The organism is Actinokineospora alba (assembly GCF_004362515.1).
GTDB lineage: Bacteria > Actinomycetota > Actinomycetes > Mycobacteriales > Pseudonocardiaceae > Actinokineospora > Actinokineospora alba.
The window spans coordinates 5,338,076-5,354,212 of record NZ_SNXU01000001.1 but is presented as its reverse complement, the minus strand read 5'-3'; the positions used below and the strand labels follow the sequence as shown (position 1 = coordinate 5,354,212).

The 16,137-nt window shown below is 67.5% G+C and carries 11 protein-coding genes; 7 read left to right on the top strand and 4 right to left on the bottom strand.

The genetic code is table 11. The features are described 5' to 3' along the window. Nucleotides 1-15 precede the first annotated feature (15 nt). From C8E96_RS24580 to C8E96_RS24570, 3 genes are read left to right on the top strand one after another with little or no spacing between them, the layout of a single operon-like run. Nucleotides 16-2,502 (top strand): choice-of-anchor D domain-containing protein, encoded by a 2,487-nt coding sequence (locus C8E96_RS24580; protein ID WP_133794742.1) that lies wholly within the window; start codon nt 16-18, stop codon nt 2,500-2,502. 54 nt (nt 2,503-2,556) lie between these two features. After that, on the top strand, nt 2,557-3,738 hold the full coding sequence (locus C8E96_RS24575; protein ID WP_091368649.1) for a hypothetical protein: 1,182 nt from the start codon (nt 2,557-2,559) through the stop codon (nt 3,736-3,738). Between the two features lie 44 nt (nt 3,739-3,782). Beyond that, on the top strand, nt 3,783-5,033 hold the full coding sequence (locus tag C8E96_RS24570) for a hypothetical protein (protein WP_091368646.1): 1,251 nt from the start codon (nt 3,783-3,785) through the stop codon (nt 5,031-5,033). 23 nt (nt 5,034-5,056) lie between these two features. On the opposite strand, the gene C8E96_RS24565 is transcribed toward C8E96_RS24570, so the two are convergent. Continuing rightward, nucleotides 5,057-6,322, bottom strand: a complete 1,266-nt coding sequence (locus C8E96_RS24565) for an ABC transporter substrate-binding protein (RefSeq protein WP_091368643.1) — start codon at nt 6,320-6,322, stop codon at nt 5,057-5,059. Between the two features lie 403 nt (nt 6,323-6,725). On the opposite strand from C8E96_RS24565, the gene C8E96_RS24560 reads away from it, so the two are divergent. The 3 genes from C8E96_RS24560 (at nt 6,726) to C8E96_RS24550 (ending at nt 10,020) form a co-directional block, all read left to right on the top strand. Continuing rightward, nucleotides 6,726-7,544 carry a hypothetical protein gene (locus C8E96_RS24560; protein WP_091368641.1) on the top strand — a complete coding sequence of 273 codons (819 nt, stop codon included), beginning with the start codon at nt 6,726-6,728 and terminating at the stop codon, nt 7,542-7,544. 102 nt (nt 7,545-7,646) lie between these two features. Then, a complete protein-coding gene (locus C8E96_RS24555; RefSeq protein WP_166658102.1) occupies nt 7,647-8,816 on the top strand; it encodes a lipase family protein in 1,170 nt (389 codons plus the stop codon). Nucleotides 8,817-8,907: 91 nt separating this feature from the next. Continuing rightward, entirely contained in the window at nt 8,908-10,020 is a 1,113-nt protein-coding gene (locus C8E96_RS24550) for a hypothetical protein (protein WP_133794740.1), read from the top strand. Nucleotides 10,021-10,040: 20 nt separating this feature from the next. On the opposite strand, the gene C8E96_RS24545 is transcribed toward C8E96_RS24550, so the two are convergent. Then, the gene (locus C8E96_RS24545; RefSeq protein ID WP_091368632.1) at nt 10,041-11,057 is read right to left on the bottom strand and encodes a transposase domain-containing protein; all 1,017 of its coding nucleotides are present in this window, start codon (nt 11,055-11,057) and stop codon (nt 10,041-10,043) included. An 11-nt stretch (nt 11,058-11,068) separates the two neighbouring features. Further along, nucleotides 11,069-11,548: an NUDIX domain-containing protein gene (locus C8E96_RS24540; RefSeq protein WP_091368627.1), complete on the bottom strand. Its 480-nt coding sequence runs from the start codon at nt 11,546-11,548 to the stop codon at nt 11,069-11,071. Between the two features lie 311 nt (nt 11,549-11,859). Here C8E96_RS24540 and C8E96_RS24535 point away from each other — a divergent pair, with 311 nt between their 5' ends. Further along, the gene (locus C8E96_RS24535; RefSeq protein WP_091574789.1) at nt 11,860-13,194 is read left to right on the top strand and encodes a COG1470 family protein; all 1,335 of its coding nucleotides are present in this window, start codon (nt 11,860-11,862) and stop codon (nt 13,192-13,194) included. Between the two features lie 11 nt (nt 13,195-13,205). Here the strand turns inward: C8E96_RS24535 and C8E96_RS24530 are convergent, their stop codons facing one another. After that, nucleotides 13,206-16,001 carry a helix-turn-helix transcriptional regulator gene (locus tag C8E96_RS24530; protein WP_091368622.1) on the bottom strand — a complete coding sequence of 932 codons (2,796 nt, stop codon included), beginning with the start codon at nt 15,999-16,001 and terminating at the stop codon, nt 13,206-13,208. Nucleotides 16,002-16,137 lie beyond the last annotated feature (136 nt).

Genomic DNA, 16,137 nt, shown 5'->3' with positions numbered 1-16,137 from the left:
GTTGTCGTGGCGGACTTGACCGCACCGGCGGCCGCGCAGGTGGTGAGCAGCCGAACGGAACGGGTGTCGGTTTTCGACACCGGCACCGAGGCGGTGGGCGGCTCGTTCGAGCCTTCGGTGTCGGCGGATGGGCGCCACGTGGTCTTCACGACGGAGGCGGCGTTGGACCCGTTGGACGGCGAAGACGCCGACCTGGACGTCTACGCACGAGACCGCGTCACCGGAAAAACGATCATGCTTTCGCGCGGGCAGCTCCCTGGCACCGCCGGGGAAACACAGCCGAATGGCGCATCCCGCGGCCCCTCGATCTCAGCCGACGGACGCCACGTCGCGTTCCAGTCGACCGCGTGGAACTTCGGGACGCCCGACCAGGACTTCGTCGAGGACGTCTTCGTCGTGGACCGCGACCCGGACGGCGATGCCGTCTTCGACGAGCGAACCGACGACGGGGCCGTCGCCTACCGCTACATCTCGGTGGGACGCCGGACCGACTTCGACAATTTCGGGCGACTGTGGGAAAACATCATGCCCAGCGTCTCCGCGGACGGAACCACCGTGGCCTGGATGCAGCACAACATCGGTCCGCCGTCCCTGCGGTCGAAACTGCGGCTGTCCGCCGCGGTGCCGGACGACGAGCTCGTTTCGGGGATCGTCGTCCTGGCCGTGCTCGGCAAAGATCCCGATGGGCAACTCGACCAGCCCGCGGTTGATCACCCATACCTCATCGTCGACAACGGGCCACCCGGCTATGAGGACAACTTCCGTGCGACCGAGCCCATGGTCTCGGCCGACGGGCGACGAGTGGTGATCACCGCCCTACTGCGAAGGAACGGCGTCCCGGGCGCGGGCGAACGCGCGATCGTCGAGGTGACGGTCCCGGATGGACTGACCTCGAGGCTGGACCTCGTAGCCGACGGCTCACCGGTTCCGGGCTCGGTAGGCGAGCCCACGGTGTCCGGGAACGGCCGTATGGTCGGGTTCACGTGGGAGGACCCGCAGACCTCGCAGCCGGATGTCCTGGTCGTCGATCGCGACCCGGACGGAGACGGCAGGCTCAGCGGGGCCGGAAACGACGAGCCGTTCGTGCTGCGTATCGCTTCCCGGAATGTGCTGGGAGAACCGGGCGGCGGGTTGTCCCCCGCTTTGTCGGCGGACGGCCGTTATCTGGCGTTCGCCACGTTCGGCCGATCCATGCATGGTGGGGTGGACGCGCCGGACAGCCGCGGCCGATGTGTCCAGCCGCGGTCGACTTCGGTGTGCGACATCGTCGTTCGCGACCTCGTCACCGATGGCGACCGCGAGCTGAGCGGACTCGGTCGACTGCCCGCGGAACTCGCCTCACCCAGCCTGCGCCAGGTATGCACCGCGGTGCCTGCCCCTGACTCCACGTGCGAAGCTGACGGCGACAGCTCGGCTCCGGCCTTGTCCGCCGACGCCGGCACTGTGGTCTACGACTCCGCCGCGACAGACCTTGTCGCCGACGACACCAACGATTTCACCGACGTCTTCGTGCGCCAGTTCAGCCCCGCGATGACCTCCACACCGTCCTCAATCGACTTCGGCACGATCCTGATCGGCAACGACAGCACCGCTACCGCGGCCTTCGACTACGCCGGGTTCGGCCCACTGACGGTCGGGTCGGTCTCCATCAGCGGACCGGCCGCGCAGGATTTCGACGTGTTCCCGGCTGAGACCTGCGTCGGACGAACGTTCCACACCACCGGCGCCTGCGTGGTGTCGGTCCGCTTCAGACCGACCAGCACCGGGGTGCGCACCGCGACGCTGCGACTCCAGTCCCCACAGGGAGTTCCGCTCGGGGTGGCGGCGCTCACCGGTGGTGGCGAACCAGTGGTGTTGAGCATCGACATCGACCAGGACGTGGTGGCTTTCGGCGATCGTCTCGCCCTGACGAGCAGCCCGCCGCGGACGGTGACGGTGCGCAATGTCGGCACCGTGGCCCTGGACATCGGCGAAGTCGCGCTCCAACCCGAACCCGGAGTGCCCGCGATGATCTTCCCCGGCGACTACACCATCGCCACGAACGAGTGTCGCGGGCGGAGCCTGAGCGTCGGCGGCTCCTGCGCAATCACGGTGACGCACACTCCACAAGGGACCGGCAGCCGACCCGCCGTCCTCATCGTGCCAAGCAACGCCAGTACCGGCGCCCGCCTCATCCGGCTGGAAGGCAGCGGGTCCGCGACGTCCCTTGAGGTCAACCCCTCGGTCGTGCGGGACGGCGCCGTCACCATGGTGACGGGGAAGGGTTTTCCACCACTGCAGGTGATCGCCGTGAGCACCCTCGGCGGCGCCGGTGAGTACAGCGTGACCACCGACGGTCAGGGCGCGTTTGCCCTGTCGTACATCGTTTTTCCGAACGCGTCGCTCGGGATTCGCCGGGTGGAGGCCAGCTTCGCGGGAGTGCGTCCGCCCATCGCCTCGGCCGTGGAGATTCTCGTCGTTCCCGGGTCGGCGGCGCCGCCTGACTTCACCCGACGAAGGTAGCCGACATGCTCGCTTCGAGCGACCAAGATCAATCCGCGTGGAAGGACAACCCCGATGCAACCTGGTGACATCGACTCCTCCAACTCACCGGCCGGCGTCACCGAGCGGCTGGAGACACTCGTCGCCGCGGCGGCCAGGATTTGGAACGGGAACAAAGAACTGGAATGGACGACCGTCCTGGCGGACGCGAAACGCGAGCTAGGGATCGACGAGCAGGACAAGGTCATCCAAGACCTGGTCGACCGGCTCACCTACAGAGGCGCTCCCCGCGATGAACACCATCTCGTCGGGAAGGCCGAGCTCGCCGTGCGCCAGACAGTCGAGCGAAGGTTCGGCCGACAGCCGACGGCCGACCGCGTGGTCGACGGGCGAAGGGAATCGGGGTACAAGTACGGCGACGACCGCGATCGCCAACGCCTGCGCGAACACCGGGACGAGCAAGATCGCGAGCAGCGCGAGCAGCTCGAACGGGACGAGCGGCGCGAGCGCCGACGCCTGCGCGACCTCTCGGACCACCGCGAGCGCGAGCTGCGTGAGCACCGTGCGCAGCGCGAGCGTCGCATCGTCGCTCCGCCTGCCGCGCTGGGTGAGGCGATCCACGCCGCCAAAGCAAGCATCCACGTGTCGCGGAAACAGCCGCTGAGCGGACAACGCGCGAACAAGAAAATCGGGACCCATATCCGTGGAGTCACGATCACCGGATTCAAGTCCGTCAGCCCGCCCGAACAGATTCCCTTCGAGTACCAAGTGGACAATGAGACGTTCACCGGGACCGCCATCGCCGATCACGATTCCCAGCTGCCCATCAGCAACCCGCTGACGTTTTGCACGAAGATGCACGTGGTCCCCAGCCATGCGGTGGACCGAGTGCGTGCTGACTTCACCGTATCGTTCGACCGGCAGGTCTACTACGTCACCGATCAGGCCCATGGCGAGATCAATGGCACCGAACTTCCTCGACCAAGGCGATTCGCGAACCTCACCCTGCGTCTGATCAGCTTGACCAAGCAACTGCCAGACGACTCGGTGATACTCGACCTGTCCGTCGAAACAGAACAAAACAAGCTCGGCGCCATTATCTACTATATCAATTGGTCCTGGACCGGCCACCTGTGGCGACCACTGGGTGAGCCCAAAACGGTTGACCGACACGGTGCCATCAAACTCAATCCGAACGGGCAGATGTTCGCCGAGGATGAGGCGACACAAAGGTACTTCAACCTCCCCCGCTCTTGACCGATTGGGCGGATCTCACGGAAGCGGGTGCGTCGATGATCCCGATGAGCATGCTGAATTCCGTCACCCGAAGTCCTCGCGAACGGATGCTTCACGCCGTCGTCGCAGAGTTGACCCGGCTCTGGACGAAGACCAGGAGCGGGTCGACCTGGGCCGATCTCCTGGAGTACGCGGAGGTGTGCTCCATCCCGGGGTGGAACGACGACGCCACCCGCGTCCTGCTCACCTTGCTCGCGGACGGGGCAGCTCCCAAAGAAGTCGGCGACCTGACCGATCGGGCACCCGCCGCTGTGGCGGAGACCCTTCGCAGATTCGGACCGGGCGAGGAACCGCGGGGCAAGCGCGGCTACCGGAAAGGCGACCTGCACGACTCGGAGGGGGCGGCCCTGGACGCCCTCGACCGCTTCCTGACCGAGTTGCTGCTCTACTGGGACCATCCCCAGTTCACCTGGCGCACTGTCCTGGACAGAGTCTCGGAGTCGGTATACAGCGAGCCGATCGCCCGCCTGGTCATGACGAAGGTGGTCGCGTACTACGGCCGCGACCCGGTGAGCGCGCACGAGGTTCTCGCGTTCGTCAAGGGCAGGCGTGATTCGCTCGCCGCCAAGACGACCAAGCCGCCGGGCACGACCGCTTCGGCAGGTCCCCGGCAAGCCACTGCGACGGGCGTGCGGTTCGGCCCGAACCTTGACGCCCACGAGCACACGGAGACTTTCGACGCCGACCTCCAGGTGGGCGCGGACGCACGCGATGTCCTGCTCGTGACCGCACCCGAGCAGGCCGCGCACCCGGCCAGGGTGTGGCTCCCCCGAGCGGACGGGGAGGGCGGTCACACCTTCGATGTGGCGACCGCCGCGGAGCGGGGCACTACGAAGCGGGTTCCGGTCACGTTCCGTCCGACGATGATGTTCGTGGGCAAGGAGCCCGTGGACGTCATCTCGGTCGACCTGCGGTTCGCTTTCACCCCACAGCGATTCGTCAACGACCGGACCGGCGACCTCGTCATGGTCGCCGGCGCTGTCTTCGAGACGATGCGGCCGTTCTGGGTGGAGGTCGCCCCGCGGACGATGAGATGCGGGCCCATCGTGGACAGGGCTCTCCTGAAGTTCACGGTCGACATGCGGGCGCTCCCGTCCGGAACCTGCATCGCCGACGTGCACTGGAAGTTCAAGTACAAGATCAAAGACGAGTTCGGTGGCGAGAGCAAGAGCGCGACCGGGCGCATCGTGATCAGATGCCCGGACGGCAAGGTGCTCGGCTGCGAGGGGAAGACCTCCCAGTACTTCAACCTGTAGACATCGCGCACCGGCGCCGGGTGTCAGAAGGGATACGCCTTCGCCGCATCAGAGGTGAAGTTGTACTTCAGGGTGGCCAGGCCGAACGGCTTGGCCGGGTCGATCCGGAACAGTGTTGTGGTGCGCGGAGGGTTGCGCGTGTCGGTCCTTCCGTAGACGTAGTCGCCGCTGAGCCCGTCGAAGGACACCGTGCCGAGTTCCCGGGACGCCGACAGGACACCATCGCGGGACAGATCGCCCAACTCGACGGCCTTCTCCAGCACCGCGGTCATCGCCCGCGCCTGGTTGTAGCCGAAAGTGAAGTACAGGTCCGGCTGCTGTTGCGGCGCGAACCGGCTCACGCGATCGATCAAGTCCTTCATGCCCGGCACGGACTGGTCGCCCCACTCCGTGCCCTCGTATGCGATGAGCACGTGCTGCTGCAGGTACGACGCCAGAGGCGACTCAGCCAGGGCGCCCGCATAACTCGGCGCCTGCCCGTACCACTTCGGGGTGAACCGGGCCTGGGCCGCCGCGCCCCAGATCTTGCCCGCGTCGGTCGGCGTGGCGGCGAGGAACACCATTTCACACCCCGCCCCCGCGAGCGCGCCGATCTGACCCGCGTAGTTCTCGGTGCCCAGTTTGTACCGCTGGGTCATGGTCACGGTGAAGCCATACCGCTGGGCGGCGAAGTCGATGCCCTGTTGGCCCGCCTCGCCATAGGCATCGTCCTGGATCATCGTGCAGATCTTCGACTGCGGGGTGCCGCCGCGCTCGGTGAGGTAATGGTCGACCGCGTTGATGGACTGGATCTGGTACGGGGCGGTGATCGGCAGCAGGTTGTCCTTCCGTACCCAGACGGCGTCCCCGGACGCCGGTGCGGCGAGGATCTTGTCCGCCGTCAGCAGCGGCAGCAGCGCCAACGTCGGCGTCGTGCCGACCAACTGGGTGAACGCCACCACGTCACCCTTGACCTTGTTGTACCGCTGCACGGTGAGGTCGGGCCGGTACTGGGTGTCCTCCTCGACCAGTCGCACCGGGTACTTGCCCCCGATGCCGCCCTGGGAGTTGATGTGCTTGAACCACACCTCGTTGCCCGAGGTCATCGGCCTGCCGAACACGGCGGCGGGCCCGGACAGCGGGCTGAGCACGCCGAGTGTGATCGTGGAGCCGTCGAACCCGGTGGTGGCGGTGAGTGGGTCTCTTCCACCGCCCGTCTCCCCCACCGTGGCCCCGCCACCCGCGCAGGCCGTCAAGAGCGTTGCGACTGCCGTCAGAGCCAGCGCCCGGCGCGAGTTCGTGGTCCGCATGGTCGATCTCACTCTCGTCTCGTTGGGTGCGGTCAGCAGCTGCTCGGCGCCGCGAGCCCTGCCATTCGATCGTCCATCCACGGCACGGAACCGAGCAGCACTGCACTGGATAACGGCGAACCACGCGGTTGGTGACTCAAAAGGACAGTCCTGGTGGTACACCGCTGAGGTCATCGCGCGAATCCGTGGGTGTCCTCACCAGACAGTTACCACGCGGGCCGGAATCGGTGACCAGACACAGGCTCGGGTCGGCACGGTGTGCACCTAAGGGAACGTGATGTGCCTATGTGGGCGGCGTCCCTGGCATTGCCGAGTAGCCCCGCGGCGCGTTCCTTCGCCACCGCGGCGCGCCTAGGGTCAATCGACCGTCTGTTACCGGCCGCAATCAGGACTAGGGGGTTCGATGCAACAGGAACCGATCCAGCGGGAAGCGGGAAAAGGCCAGGTAGGACCCTCTGGTGCGACGGGCGAGCAGGGCGACGATTGGGATCCCTTCGAGGACCCGGGCGAGTTCGCGGAGGAGAGCAAGACCGACGATCCGTTCTCGAGGTTCTACTTCAGCCATGAAGACGTGGCCGTACCCGAGCCCGAGGAGGTGGCGGCGATCTGGTTCGGTCCCGGACCGGGCGACCATTCGACGTATTTTCCGGTCGCCCAGCAACTGGATGAGGCGGAACCGTTCTTCATCAACGGCTTCGAAGACGCCGCTCACCCGACCACGGTGTGGCCGCGGCGGCTCCACGACTCGGAGGACGAGGTACTCAGCCAGGCGACCGCCGGAGAGGTCGTGAACCAGAAAGAGGTGTGGGCTCGATTCCGATGGCCCATAGCTCTTGTCGGCGGCAAGAAGAATGCCGTCCTCGCGGCCGATGTGCGGTTTTCCTACTCAACTCAACATTTCGTCGACACTCGAACCAACCGCACTATCTCGATCGCGGGCAAGAGGCTCGAGATGATGCGTGGAATCGCGGTGCAAGTCGGCCGGAATTCGGCGTTCTGCTCCCCCATCATCAAGCGGGCGATGCTGTCCTTCGACGTCACGATGTTGGCGTACCAGGACGGGTCCAGCTTGGCCAGGGTGGGCTGGACCTCCGCGTTCAAGCTGCACAAACAGGTCGGCGGCCTGGAATCCGAGTCCTCCGGCACGTTCGATATCCGCGGGCCCGGGGGCAAGGGGCTGCGCTACACCGGCGATACGAAGAAATGCTTCACACTGATCTGAGCCACGGCTCGGGACACCGGAGGTAAGCACATGCTGAGAAAAGCCCTTGGTCGAACTCGTTTACTCCGCATCGGTCTCACGGCCGCGCTATGCGTGTCGATGGTGAGTACCACCGCGGCTCAGGCCGACCCGCCGCACAAGGGGGATTTGTTCGCCAGTTCGGCGATGACGTTGCCCGCCCCGTTGACCGCGGTCGGAGCGACCGGTCACAAGATCACTTACTGGTCGAACTCCCTGGGCGCCGGAGACGGAGCGGCAGGCGCCGATATCAAGGTCACCGGCATGGTCCTGTTGCCGCCGGGAACCGCGCCGTCCGGCGGCTGGCCGGTGGTCTCCTGGGGCCACGGCACCACCGGCACGGCCGACGTCTGCGCCCCGTCGAGTTTGCCGAACCTGGGCGGATACGACACCTATCTCCCGTCCCTGATTCAGGCGGGGTACGCGGTCACGGCCACCGACTATGAAGGCCTGGGCACCGACGGGCCGCACCCCTACCTGATAGCCAAGAGCGAAGCCCGCGGCATGATCGACGCCGTGCGCGCCGCGCGCCAACTCCACCCCAGCCTCTCCGACAAGTGGTTCGCCGTGGGCCATTCCCAGGGCAGCCAGGCAGGCGGCCGGGCCGCCGAGATCGTCGATACCTACGGCGAGGGCTTGGACTTCCAAGGCACCGTCGCGATGGGCGCGCCGATCAACCTCGAGGCCAGCATCGACCAGCGACTGGCCGCCATCGCGGGCACCCCCCAGGGCGGCGACGGCGACGGCGACTACGGATCGCAGGCCTACTACCTGATGATCCTGTCCGGTCTCAAGACCCGGCATCCCGACCTCGACTTCGACGACTACCTGGGCGCAGGCGCCCAGCAGAAGCTGCCCGAGCTCGAAACCGGCTGCCTCATCGATCTGTACCTGTCCTTCATGGACTCAGACCTACCGGCCTCGGAGTTCCAGCCCGCGGGCACCCACGCCCGCAACAGGCTCCACAGCTGGATCAACAAGGAAGCCGTGCCCAACACTCGCGAAAGCGAGCCGATGACCGGTCCCTTCGTGATCTTCTACGGTGACGCCGACGAGATCGTCACTCCACCAGAGGCACAGGCCAGCATCGATCTCGCGTGCGCCAACGGCACCCACCCGGCCTGGCTGAAGACCTACCCCGGCGTGAACCACGACGGAACCGTGGTGGCGGCCAAAGAGGACGTCATCACCTGGCTCAACGCCGTGCTGGCCGGGCAGACCCCCGACATCGGGACACCGCCCGCTTGTCCGTGACGTAGAACGAATCCCACATCGTCCCAGGCGGGGCCGATCCCATCGGCCCCGCCACACCCATGGCAGCGAAAGCGACTATTGAGGAGACGCAATGGACTCACCCAGCGGATCCCAGCGGAAAGTGCACTGGGAGAACAAGATCGGTAGGCCTGAGGTCGATGACGAACCACTGCCCGTGGGCGTCGCCGAAGAACTGGACGCCCTTTCCGCGGAATTCGCGGCGAGCGAGCCAGAACCCGTCGACACCCCGCGGCAACCGGGCCGGAGCCCGGCGCGACCCCAGCGGAGGGTGAGCTGGGAGAACAACGGCAAAGAACGGATTGAACGGCCCCGTCCCGCCGACGAACAGCCGTCCGGCGAGTCCGACGACGAACCACTGCCCGAAGGCGTCGCCGAAGAACTGGAGGCGCTCTCGGCGGCATTCGCGGCGAGCGGGCCAGAACCCGTCGACACCCACCGGCAACCGCGTGCGGAACCTGGCGACGCGCGGCGGGAAGCGGTGGCGGACAGGTACATCGAGCGCACCCGCGGCGACGGAGGCCTGCTGGCGCGGACGGTGCTGGTCGGGTCGTCCTCGGTCGAATCGGCCGTGGCGCCGGGACTCGTCGAGTACTCCTTCGCCAACACGATCGGCGGCAGCCTCGTGGCAGGCGACCTCCTCCCGGACGACACCTTTCTCGCGGTCAAGGGCAACCAGGTCGGGGAAACTCTGCGCAAGCAGCTGACCTACCGCCGCAGCCGGAGGTTCCTCTTGCAGGACAAGGTAATCGGCGCCCGGGGCGCCACCGTTCAGATCGGGATCGCGTGCCGGTTCGTCAACTACAAGGTCGACTACTACGCCGAAATCGCGCACCGGCGCAAAGACGAGACCACGGGCAAGTACGAGAACACCACACGCGTGGTGCCGCTGCGGATCCGACCGTCGGGAAGCGACAAGTCCGAGCAGTTCGTCGGACTCGACCTCCTGCGGATCGGCACGACCAACTCCACGTCCGTGCGGTTCACGTTCGACCTCAAGATGGCGCAGACGGAGGGCGCGGTGGAAGGCTCTTCGTACCCTCGAGCGCTGCTGACCTGGCGGGCGGAACACACCGGGAGTCCGCTCATGTCTCCGGGCCCGGTGAGCGGCCACATCGAGATCGACCTGCAAAACCGGAAACTCGTGCCAGACCTCCCCACCGGCAAGTATCTCGAAGGGTGGTGATGGCCCACCGAGGGACCCGTTCAGCGATCACGGTCCGATCGCAACCCCTGGATGGCCTGGTAGACGCAGAACATGGCCCACAGCTCCTGGGCGACGCCGCGGGGGTCCTGCGATCTCAGCGCGACCGGGCCGGTCTCCAAAGCGTCGAACACGGCCTCGAACCGCCAGCGTCCGCGGTGCAGGGAGACAAGTTCGGCGGCCGGGGCACGGCCCGGGTCCAGCAGGGTGGTCACCAAGTGGTCGCGGCCCGCCGCGACCACGCGAATCTCGACCGAACGACTCGTCGGGTCGCCGTCCGGCAGCAGCCGCGACACGTAGGAATTGTCAGGCAGAACCCGCAGGCACGGCAGCTCGATCGCCGCGCTCTGCCGCCACAGCAGGTATGCGCCCCGCTTCCCCACCGACCGCAGCAGCTCGACGCTCGGCGCGGCCGGGGAGGCGACCACCAGCGTTTCGGCCGGGACCGTGGAGAGCAATCGCGAGTGCAGATCATCGTCCGCGGCGCCCATCGCGACGTCGACCAGCGCGCCGTCCCTTTGGCTTGCCAGCACAAGCATGCGGACCTCGGCGGCGTTGAACGCCAAGAGGTTCGCCGCGGTGTCCGGCACGTCCACCGTGCCACCGTCGAGTGAGCGCACGGTCAACCCGCGCCAGCGGTACGGGAGGTCCCGACGGGCGGCGGCGTGGAGCTGGAACAGCGTGCGCATCACCTCTGGGCCCAATCGCCTGCGCGCCTTGGTGATCGACCCGGTGCCCGGCGCAGCGTGCTTGCCCTTGGCCATCCCGGTCCACCCCATGCCCGTGGTGAGCTTGGTCAGCACCGAGTTGTAGCCCGCGCCGCCGAAGAGCCACATGGCCAGGGCGAAGTAGACCATCGTGCGCGCGGGCAACGCGCGTGACCGCTGCTCCCGGACCCCGACCGCGTCGATCGCGGCATCGACCTCCCGCGGGGGGAAAGCGGCGATCAGCATCCCGATTGCGATGCGGTCGGACAACTGGCCGCGCGCGGCCTTCGACGCGCGTGGGCTCCCGCCCACTCCTGGACCTTTCACCCGATATCGTGGGGGAACTGCGCTTCGTAGTGGTAGAGCGCGGCTAGTTCCTCTGCCAGGTAGGCATGTTCGTCACTCCACGGGTAGACGTCGTGCAGTTCGTCGAGCGGCACCCACCTGGACTCGTCGTAGGCGAGCCGATTCGGTCGCGGCTCCCCCGCCGCCAGGTCGAGTGTGGTCCCGTTCTCCACCCGGCACCGCAGCAGGCGCAGCGTCGCGGGCACGGACTCACCCTCCACCTTGCGCCAGGAGTGGATCCACCGATCACTGAGGACTCGTTCCGTCCACAGACTCAACAAGGTGTTGAACTCGACGGCGAACACTCGCCTCACCGTGGCCTGTTCGTTCTCGTCCGGTCCCATCTCGTCGCCCGGAAATTCCCAGCGTCCCGCGACGCACGGCGGGGAAGCCCGCCTGGCGACCAAAAGCCTGCCATCCTGGATGACGGCCGCGCCGATCACCATGTGCTCACTCATGCGGATTCCACTCCAGCGTCGATGTCGGAGGTGTCTGTCGGCCGACCGCGGCAATCACCTGAGGTCGCTGGGCTCTGGTGGCCGCGCCGTCGGCTCCGCGGTCGGAGTCTGCCCGCCTGCCCGCACCGATCTCAAGCCTCTGCGGGGGCCGAGACGCCTGTTGTGCCCCATCGCGCCAACGAATTCGCATGGCTCGCCCCGACGGGCAAAGAAGCGACCGATCGATAGGCCGCGCGGGGCACGCTCCGGTGTCCGAACCCGTTCCCCGTCAACGGTTCTCCGGCACGCTCGCCGCGCCGGATACTCGACGCATGGGAGCAGAGATCGTCCTTGTCGAGCGGGACCTCATGGTCGAGCCAGGGGAAGAGACGTCGTGCGAGTTCCGCGTCGTCAACTCCGGTGAGGTGGTCGATCAACTCACCCTGCACGTGGTCGGGGACGCCCACGACTGGACAGTGGTCGACCCACCGATGGTCAACCTCCTTCCGGGCGACGAAACCACTGTGCGCGTGACGTTTCGACCGCCCCGCTCATCGGAGGTGCCCGCGGGCACGGTGCCGTTCGGCATCCGAGCCGAGTCCCGCGAGGACCCCCATGCCTCCTCGGTCGAAGAGGGTGAGATCGCGGTCGCGGGTTTCACCGACCTGGTGGCCGAATTGGTGCCGACCATCCGGCGTGGACGTCGCCGGGCCAAGTACCGACTTGTCGTGGACAACAACGGCAACCAGGAAGAGTGCGTCGACATCGTCGGCATCGACCAGGACGACCAGCTGACGATCCTGGTCGGTTCGCCGAGCCTGCACACCCAGCCGGGGACCGCGACGGTCGTCAAGACCAAGGTGGCACCACACAAGCGGATGTTCCGCGGTGACCCCAGAACGCACCCGTTCCAGTTGTTCGTTCAGCCGGTCACCGAGGCCCCGGAGAACCCCCCACCCGTCACCGTCGACGGCGTGATGATCCAACTGCCACTGGTGTCCAAAGGGCTGTTCAAGGCACTGGTGGTCGCGTCGGCCGCGCTCGTGGCGTTGATGGTCCTGTGGTTCGCGCTGCTCAAGCCCACCGTGGAGAGCGTCGCCAGGCAACAAGCCGACGTCGCGGCGTCGCGCGCCGACCAGGCCGCCGAACGAGCCAACGAGGCCGCGGACGTGGCCTCGTCCGCGGCGGCCGTTCCGGCGGGCGGCGGGGCCCCCACGGATGACCCCGCGGACACGGGCGCAGGCGCGGCCAACGGCGCGGATCCCGGCCCGGCCGCGGAATCGGCTGGGTCACCGGGAGACACGACACCCGCCCCCGAACCGGTCCCGACGAGCTTTCGCATCGAAGCCGCGGCGAGGCCCGTGACCGACGGATCCTTCGAGCCCTTCCGCTACCGCGCACCCGATGGGCAAGCCCTGGGAATCACCGATCTCGTTCTGCAGAACCCGCGCGGCGACTCAGGCTTCCTCCGGATCGCGCTCAACGGCGAGGTGATCCTGGAGGTGGGACTGGCCAACTTCCGGGACCTCGACTACCACTATGTGGTCCCACTGGGCCTGCGGCCCGGCGAACAGCTGGTCTTCCTGGTGAACTGCACGACGCCTGGGGCGGGCGCGAACCAGTGCACGCCGTCAGCCTCGTTCTCCGGCAGGCTCACGAAGCCATAGCGGGGTCGCGGTCAGCCGACCCGCTCGGTGTCCAGCGCCGCGCCAAGTTCGCGGCGGGACGCGACGCCGAGCTTGGCGTAGACATTGCTCAGGTGGTACTCGACCGTCTTGTTGGTCACATACAGCTCTTTGGCGATCTCGCCGTTGGTCAGTCCCCGACTCGCGAGGTAGCTGACCTGTTCCTCCCGTTCGGTGAGGTCGGGCAGCTTGCTCGCGGACCTCGCGGTGTGTCGAGCCCCCGAGGTGTCCAGGCCCTGGTCGACCCGACGGATGAACGGATGCGCCGACAGCAGGGTGTACCGATCCCGAGCCCGGCGCAGCCACTGCAGAGCCTCGCGGCGGTGGCCGGTCCCCAACAGCAACTGGCCGAAGTCCTGTTCGAGCATCGCGCGGGCGAAGGGCACCATGGGCTCGCCATCGTCACCGTCCAGACGCGAACGGTAGATGGTGAACGCGTCGTCGAGCCGCCCCCGCTCGCGGGCCAACGCCGCCCGAAGTCTGCTGAGCGTGTCTTCGAGGTGCCGGACATCGCGGGTGGTGTCCCCTAGCCGGACCAGGTGTCGATCAGCCGTGTCGAGTTCGCCGACGCCGATGAGCGCCTCCACCAGTAGTGGACGCCACCACGCCACCCACCATGCGTGCAGCGAGTCCGTCTGGTCCAGGTCGGTGTCGAGCAGCGGACGAAGCGAACTCAACATCCCGGCATGGTCCGCGCGGGCCTGGGCGACAACCGCGCCCGCGATCGCGGCATAGCGAATGTCCTGTGGTGTCCCGACTTTCGCCGCCCAGCGCTGAGCCTCCCGCACGTGGGCGGTGGCCGCTTGCCAGTCACCACGCCCGGCAGGCACCAGAGTGGCGGTCATCTGCGTGAGGGTGTGGTGCTGAGGCTGCTCGAACGTCGACTGGATGGACAGTGCCTGGTGCATGGTGATCGCCGCGTCGTTCCAGTCGCCGACCGCGTACTGCGCCGCGGCGAGGTAGGAGTGCGGAGCCGGTCCGGACAGGATGTTCGCGCCCGCCCGCTGATGGCGGATGGCGGTGGCCAGGTCGTCCAATGCCTCGCTGTAGTGCCCGAGCATGGTGTGCAAGGCGCCCCGGCAGCACAGGCAGTCGAGATCGTCGCTCGACACCGCCGCGGCCTTCGTCGGCAGGTGGTCGAGCTCGGCCAGTCCGGCGGCAGGCCCGTCCTGGCGGACTCGCGCGACGGCGTGGATCACGCGGACGAAGTCCTCCCACCGGCTGACGAGCCCACCCATCGACAACGCGCTCGAAGCCATTCTCAGTGCCTCGCCGCCTCGGCCGCGCCACACATGCAGCGCGGCCAGCGCACCCGCGATCGTGCTTCGCATCCAGGCGGGCGTGGTCGCGGCATCGGCGTCCGCGGCGCGCTGGAGCAACACCTCAGCCTCGGCCAACTCGCCGGTGCCGAGCAGCGCGGTCAATCCGAGGGCACAGTCGCGCAACGGCGTGTCACTGCAGCGTCGCACCTCGGCCTGTCTGCTGACCGCCCAGCCGGGTTGCGACGTCAGCAATGACTGGACGCAGGCGGTCAACAACCTGTGCTCATACTCGTCGCGGGTCTCGGACAGCTCGGCGGCCCAGTGCAGGTACCGCGCCGCGAGGTCGTTCCTGCCGGACGCGGTTTCCTCGGTGGCGGCGACTTCGAGCTGTCGCGCGAGCCGACCATCGGTGCTCTGCGCCGCGGCGACCCGGTGCGCCCACGCGGTGGTGCTGTCGACCAACCCCGCGGCGGTCGCATGCAACTCGGCCCGCCGAACGGGGTCCAGTGACTCGTACACGGCGTCACGGTGCAGCCCGTGGCGCATCGCCACCGGGTTGGCGGGCTCGGTGGGCCACCATTGCACCAAGCCCGCGGCCAGTGCGGGCGCCAGCGCCTCGCTGGGCTTGTCGACGGACGCGAGTTGCGCGGCGCGAGCCAGCGAGCAGCGAGCGTTCAGGACCGCGAGCGCTTCCACCAGGTGGCGGGTTTCCTCGGGCAGCCGGTTGAGAATCCGACCCACGGCCGTCAGCAGCGACTTGGGGACCGGAAGGGTCGACTCACCGGCGATCAGGTCCGCGGGTGACGCCTCGGCCAGCAGCGCTCGGACGTAGAGCGGGTTGCCGTCGGTGTGGGCGCGCAGGCGCGCCGCGGCGGGCAGGGGCAGTTCGCCACTGGTCACCGCGGCGGACAGCGCCGCGATGTCGTGCGAGGTCAGGCCGCCAAGGCGAATCGTCACCGAGTCGATCGTGGGTCTGCTCAGGTACTGATTCACCACCTCCGTCTCGTCCTCGACGACGGGCGTGCGGATCAGCATGACCGCCAGGACCTGGTCCGCCCAGAGCCTGCGCAGCATGAAGCCCAATGCCTGCGCGGAGGGTCGGTCGGCCCACTGCACGTCGTCAAGCACGATCGCGACCGGCTGGTCCGCCTGCAGCTCGCCGACCAGTGCCAGGAAGTCGGCACCGACAGCGAACGGCGTGGCCGTCGAGGGCCTGCTCCGATCGAGGAGCTTGAACCTGCCGACAAGCTGCCGATTCACCCGGGCGAGCAGTTGATCGACCAGCCCGTAGCTGAGCGTGGACTCAGCCGGATCCCCACTCGCGGCGAGCACGGTGAACTTGTCGAGGCCTGCCAGGAAGTGGTTGACCAGGTTGGTCTTGCCGATTCCGGCCTCGCCCTCGACCCGCACAAGCTGCGGACTGCCCGCGAGCACCTTGTCCGCGCTCGCGCGCAGCTGCTTGGTCTCGGCGGTCCTGCCGACGAACCCGGTCAGGTCGGTGAGCCCGATCGCAGCGACCGCATCCATCGCGGCCACCCCCGCTCACTCATTCCCGTCACATTCCTGGCGTCCGACTCGGGCAACGATCTCTAACCGATTGTCACCACAGTACGTCGTTTGGTCTAGCCAGGCAGGTCGGAAACCGCATACGGGGGCGCGGGTT

Bases quoted from the DNA above. Each gene is read 5' to 3' on its own strand.
- C8E96_RS24575 (WP_091368649.1), top strand. From the start codon at position 2,557: ATGCAACCTGGTGACATCGACTCCTCCAACTCACCGGCCGGCGTCACC.
- C8E96_RS24570 (WP_091368646.1), top strand. From the start codon at position 3,783: ATGAGCATGCTGAATTCCGTCACCCGAAGTCCTCGCGAACGGATGCTT.
- C8E96_RS24565 (WP_091368643.1), bottom strand. From the start codon at position 6,322: ATGCGGACCACGAACTCGCGCCGGGCGCTGGCTCTGACGGCAGTCGCA.
- C8E96_RS24560 (WP_091368641.1), top strand. From the start codon at position 6,726: ATGCAACAGGAACCGATCCAGCGGGAAGCGGGAAAAGGCCAGGTAGGA.
- C8E96_RS24550 (WP_133794740.1), top strand. From the start codon at position 8,908: ATGGACTCACCCAGCGGATCCCAGCGGAAAGTGCACTGGGAGAACAAG.
- C8E96_RS24540 (WP_091368627.1), bottom strand. From the start codon at position 11,548: ATGAGTGAGCACATGGTGATCGGCGCGGCCGTCATCCAGGATGGCAGG.
- C8E96_RS24535 (WP_091574789.1), top strand. From the start codon at position 11,860: ATGGGAGCAGAGATCGTCCTTGTCGAGCGGGACCTCATGGTCGAGCCA.
- C8E96_RS24530 (WP_091368622.1), bottom strand. From the start codon at position 16,001: ATGGATGCGGTCGCTGCGATCGGGCTCACCGACCTGACCGGGTTCGTC.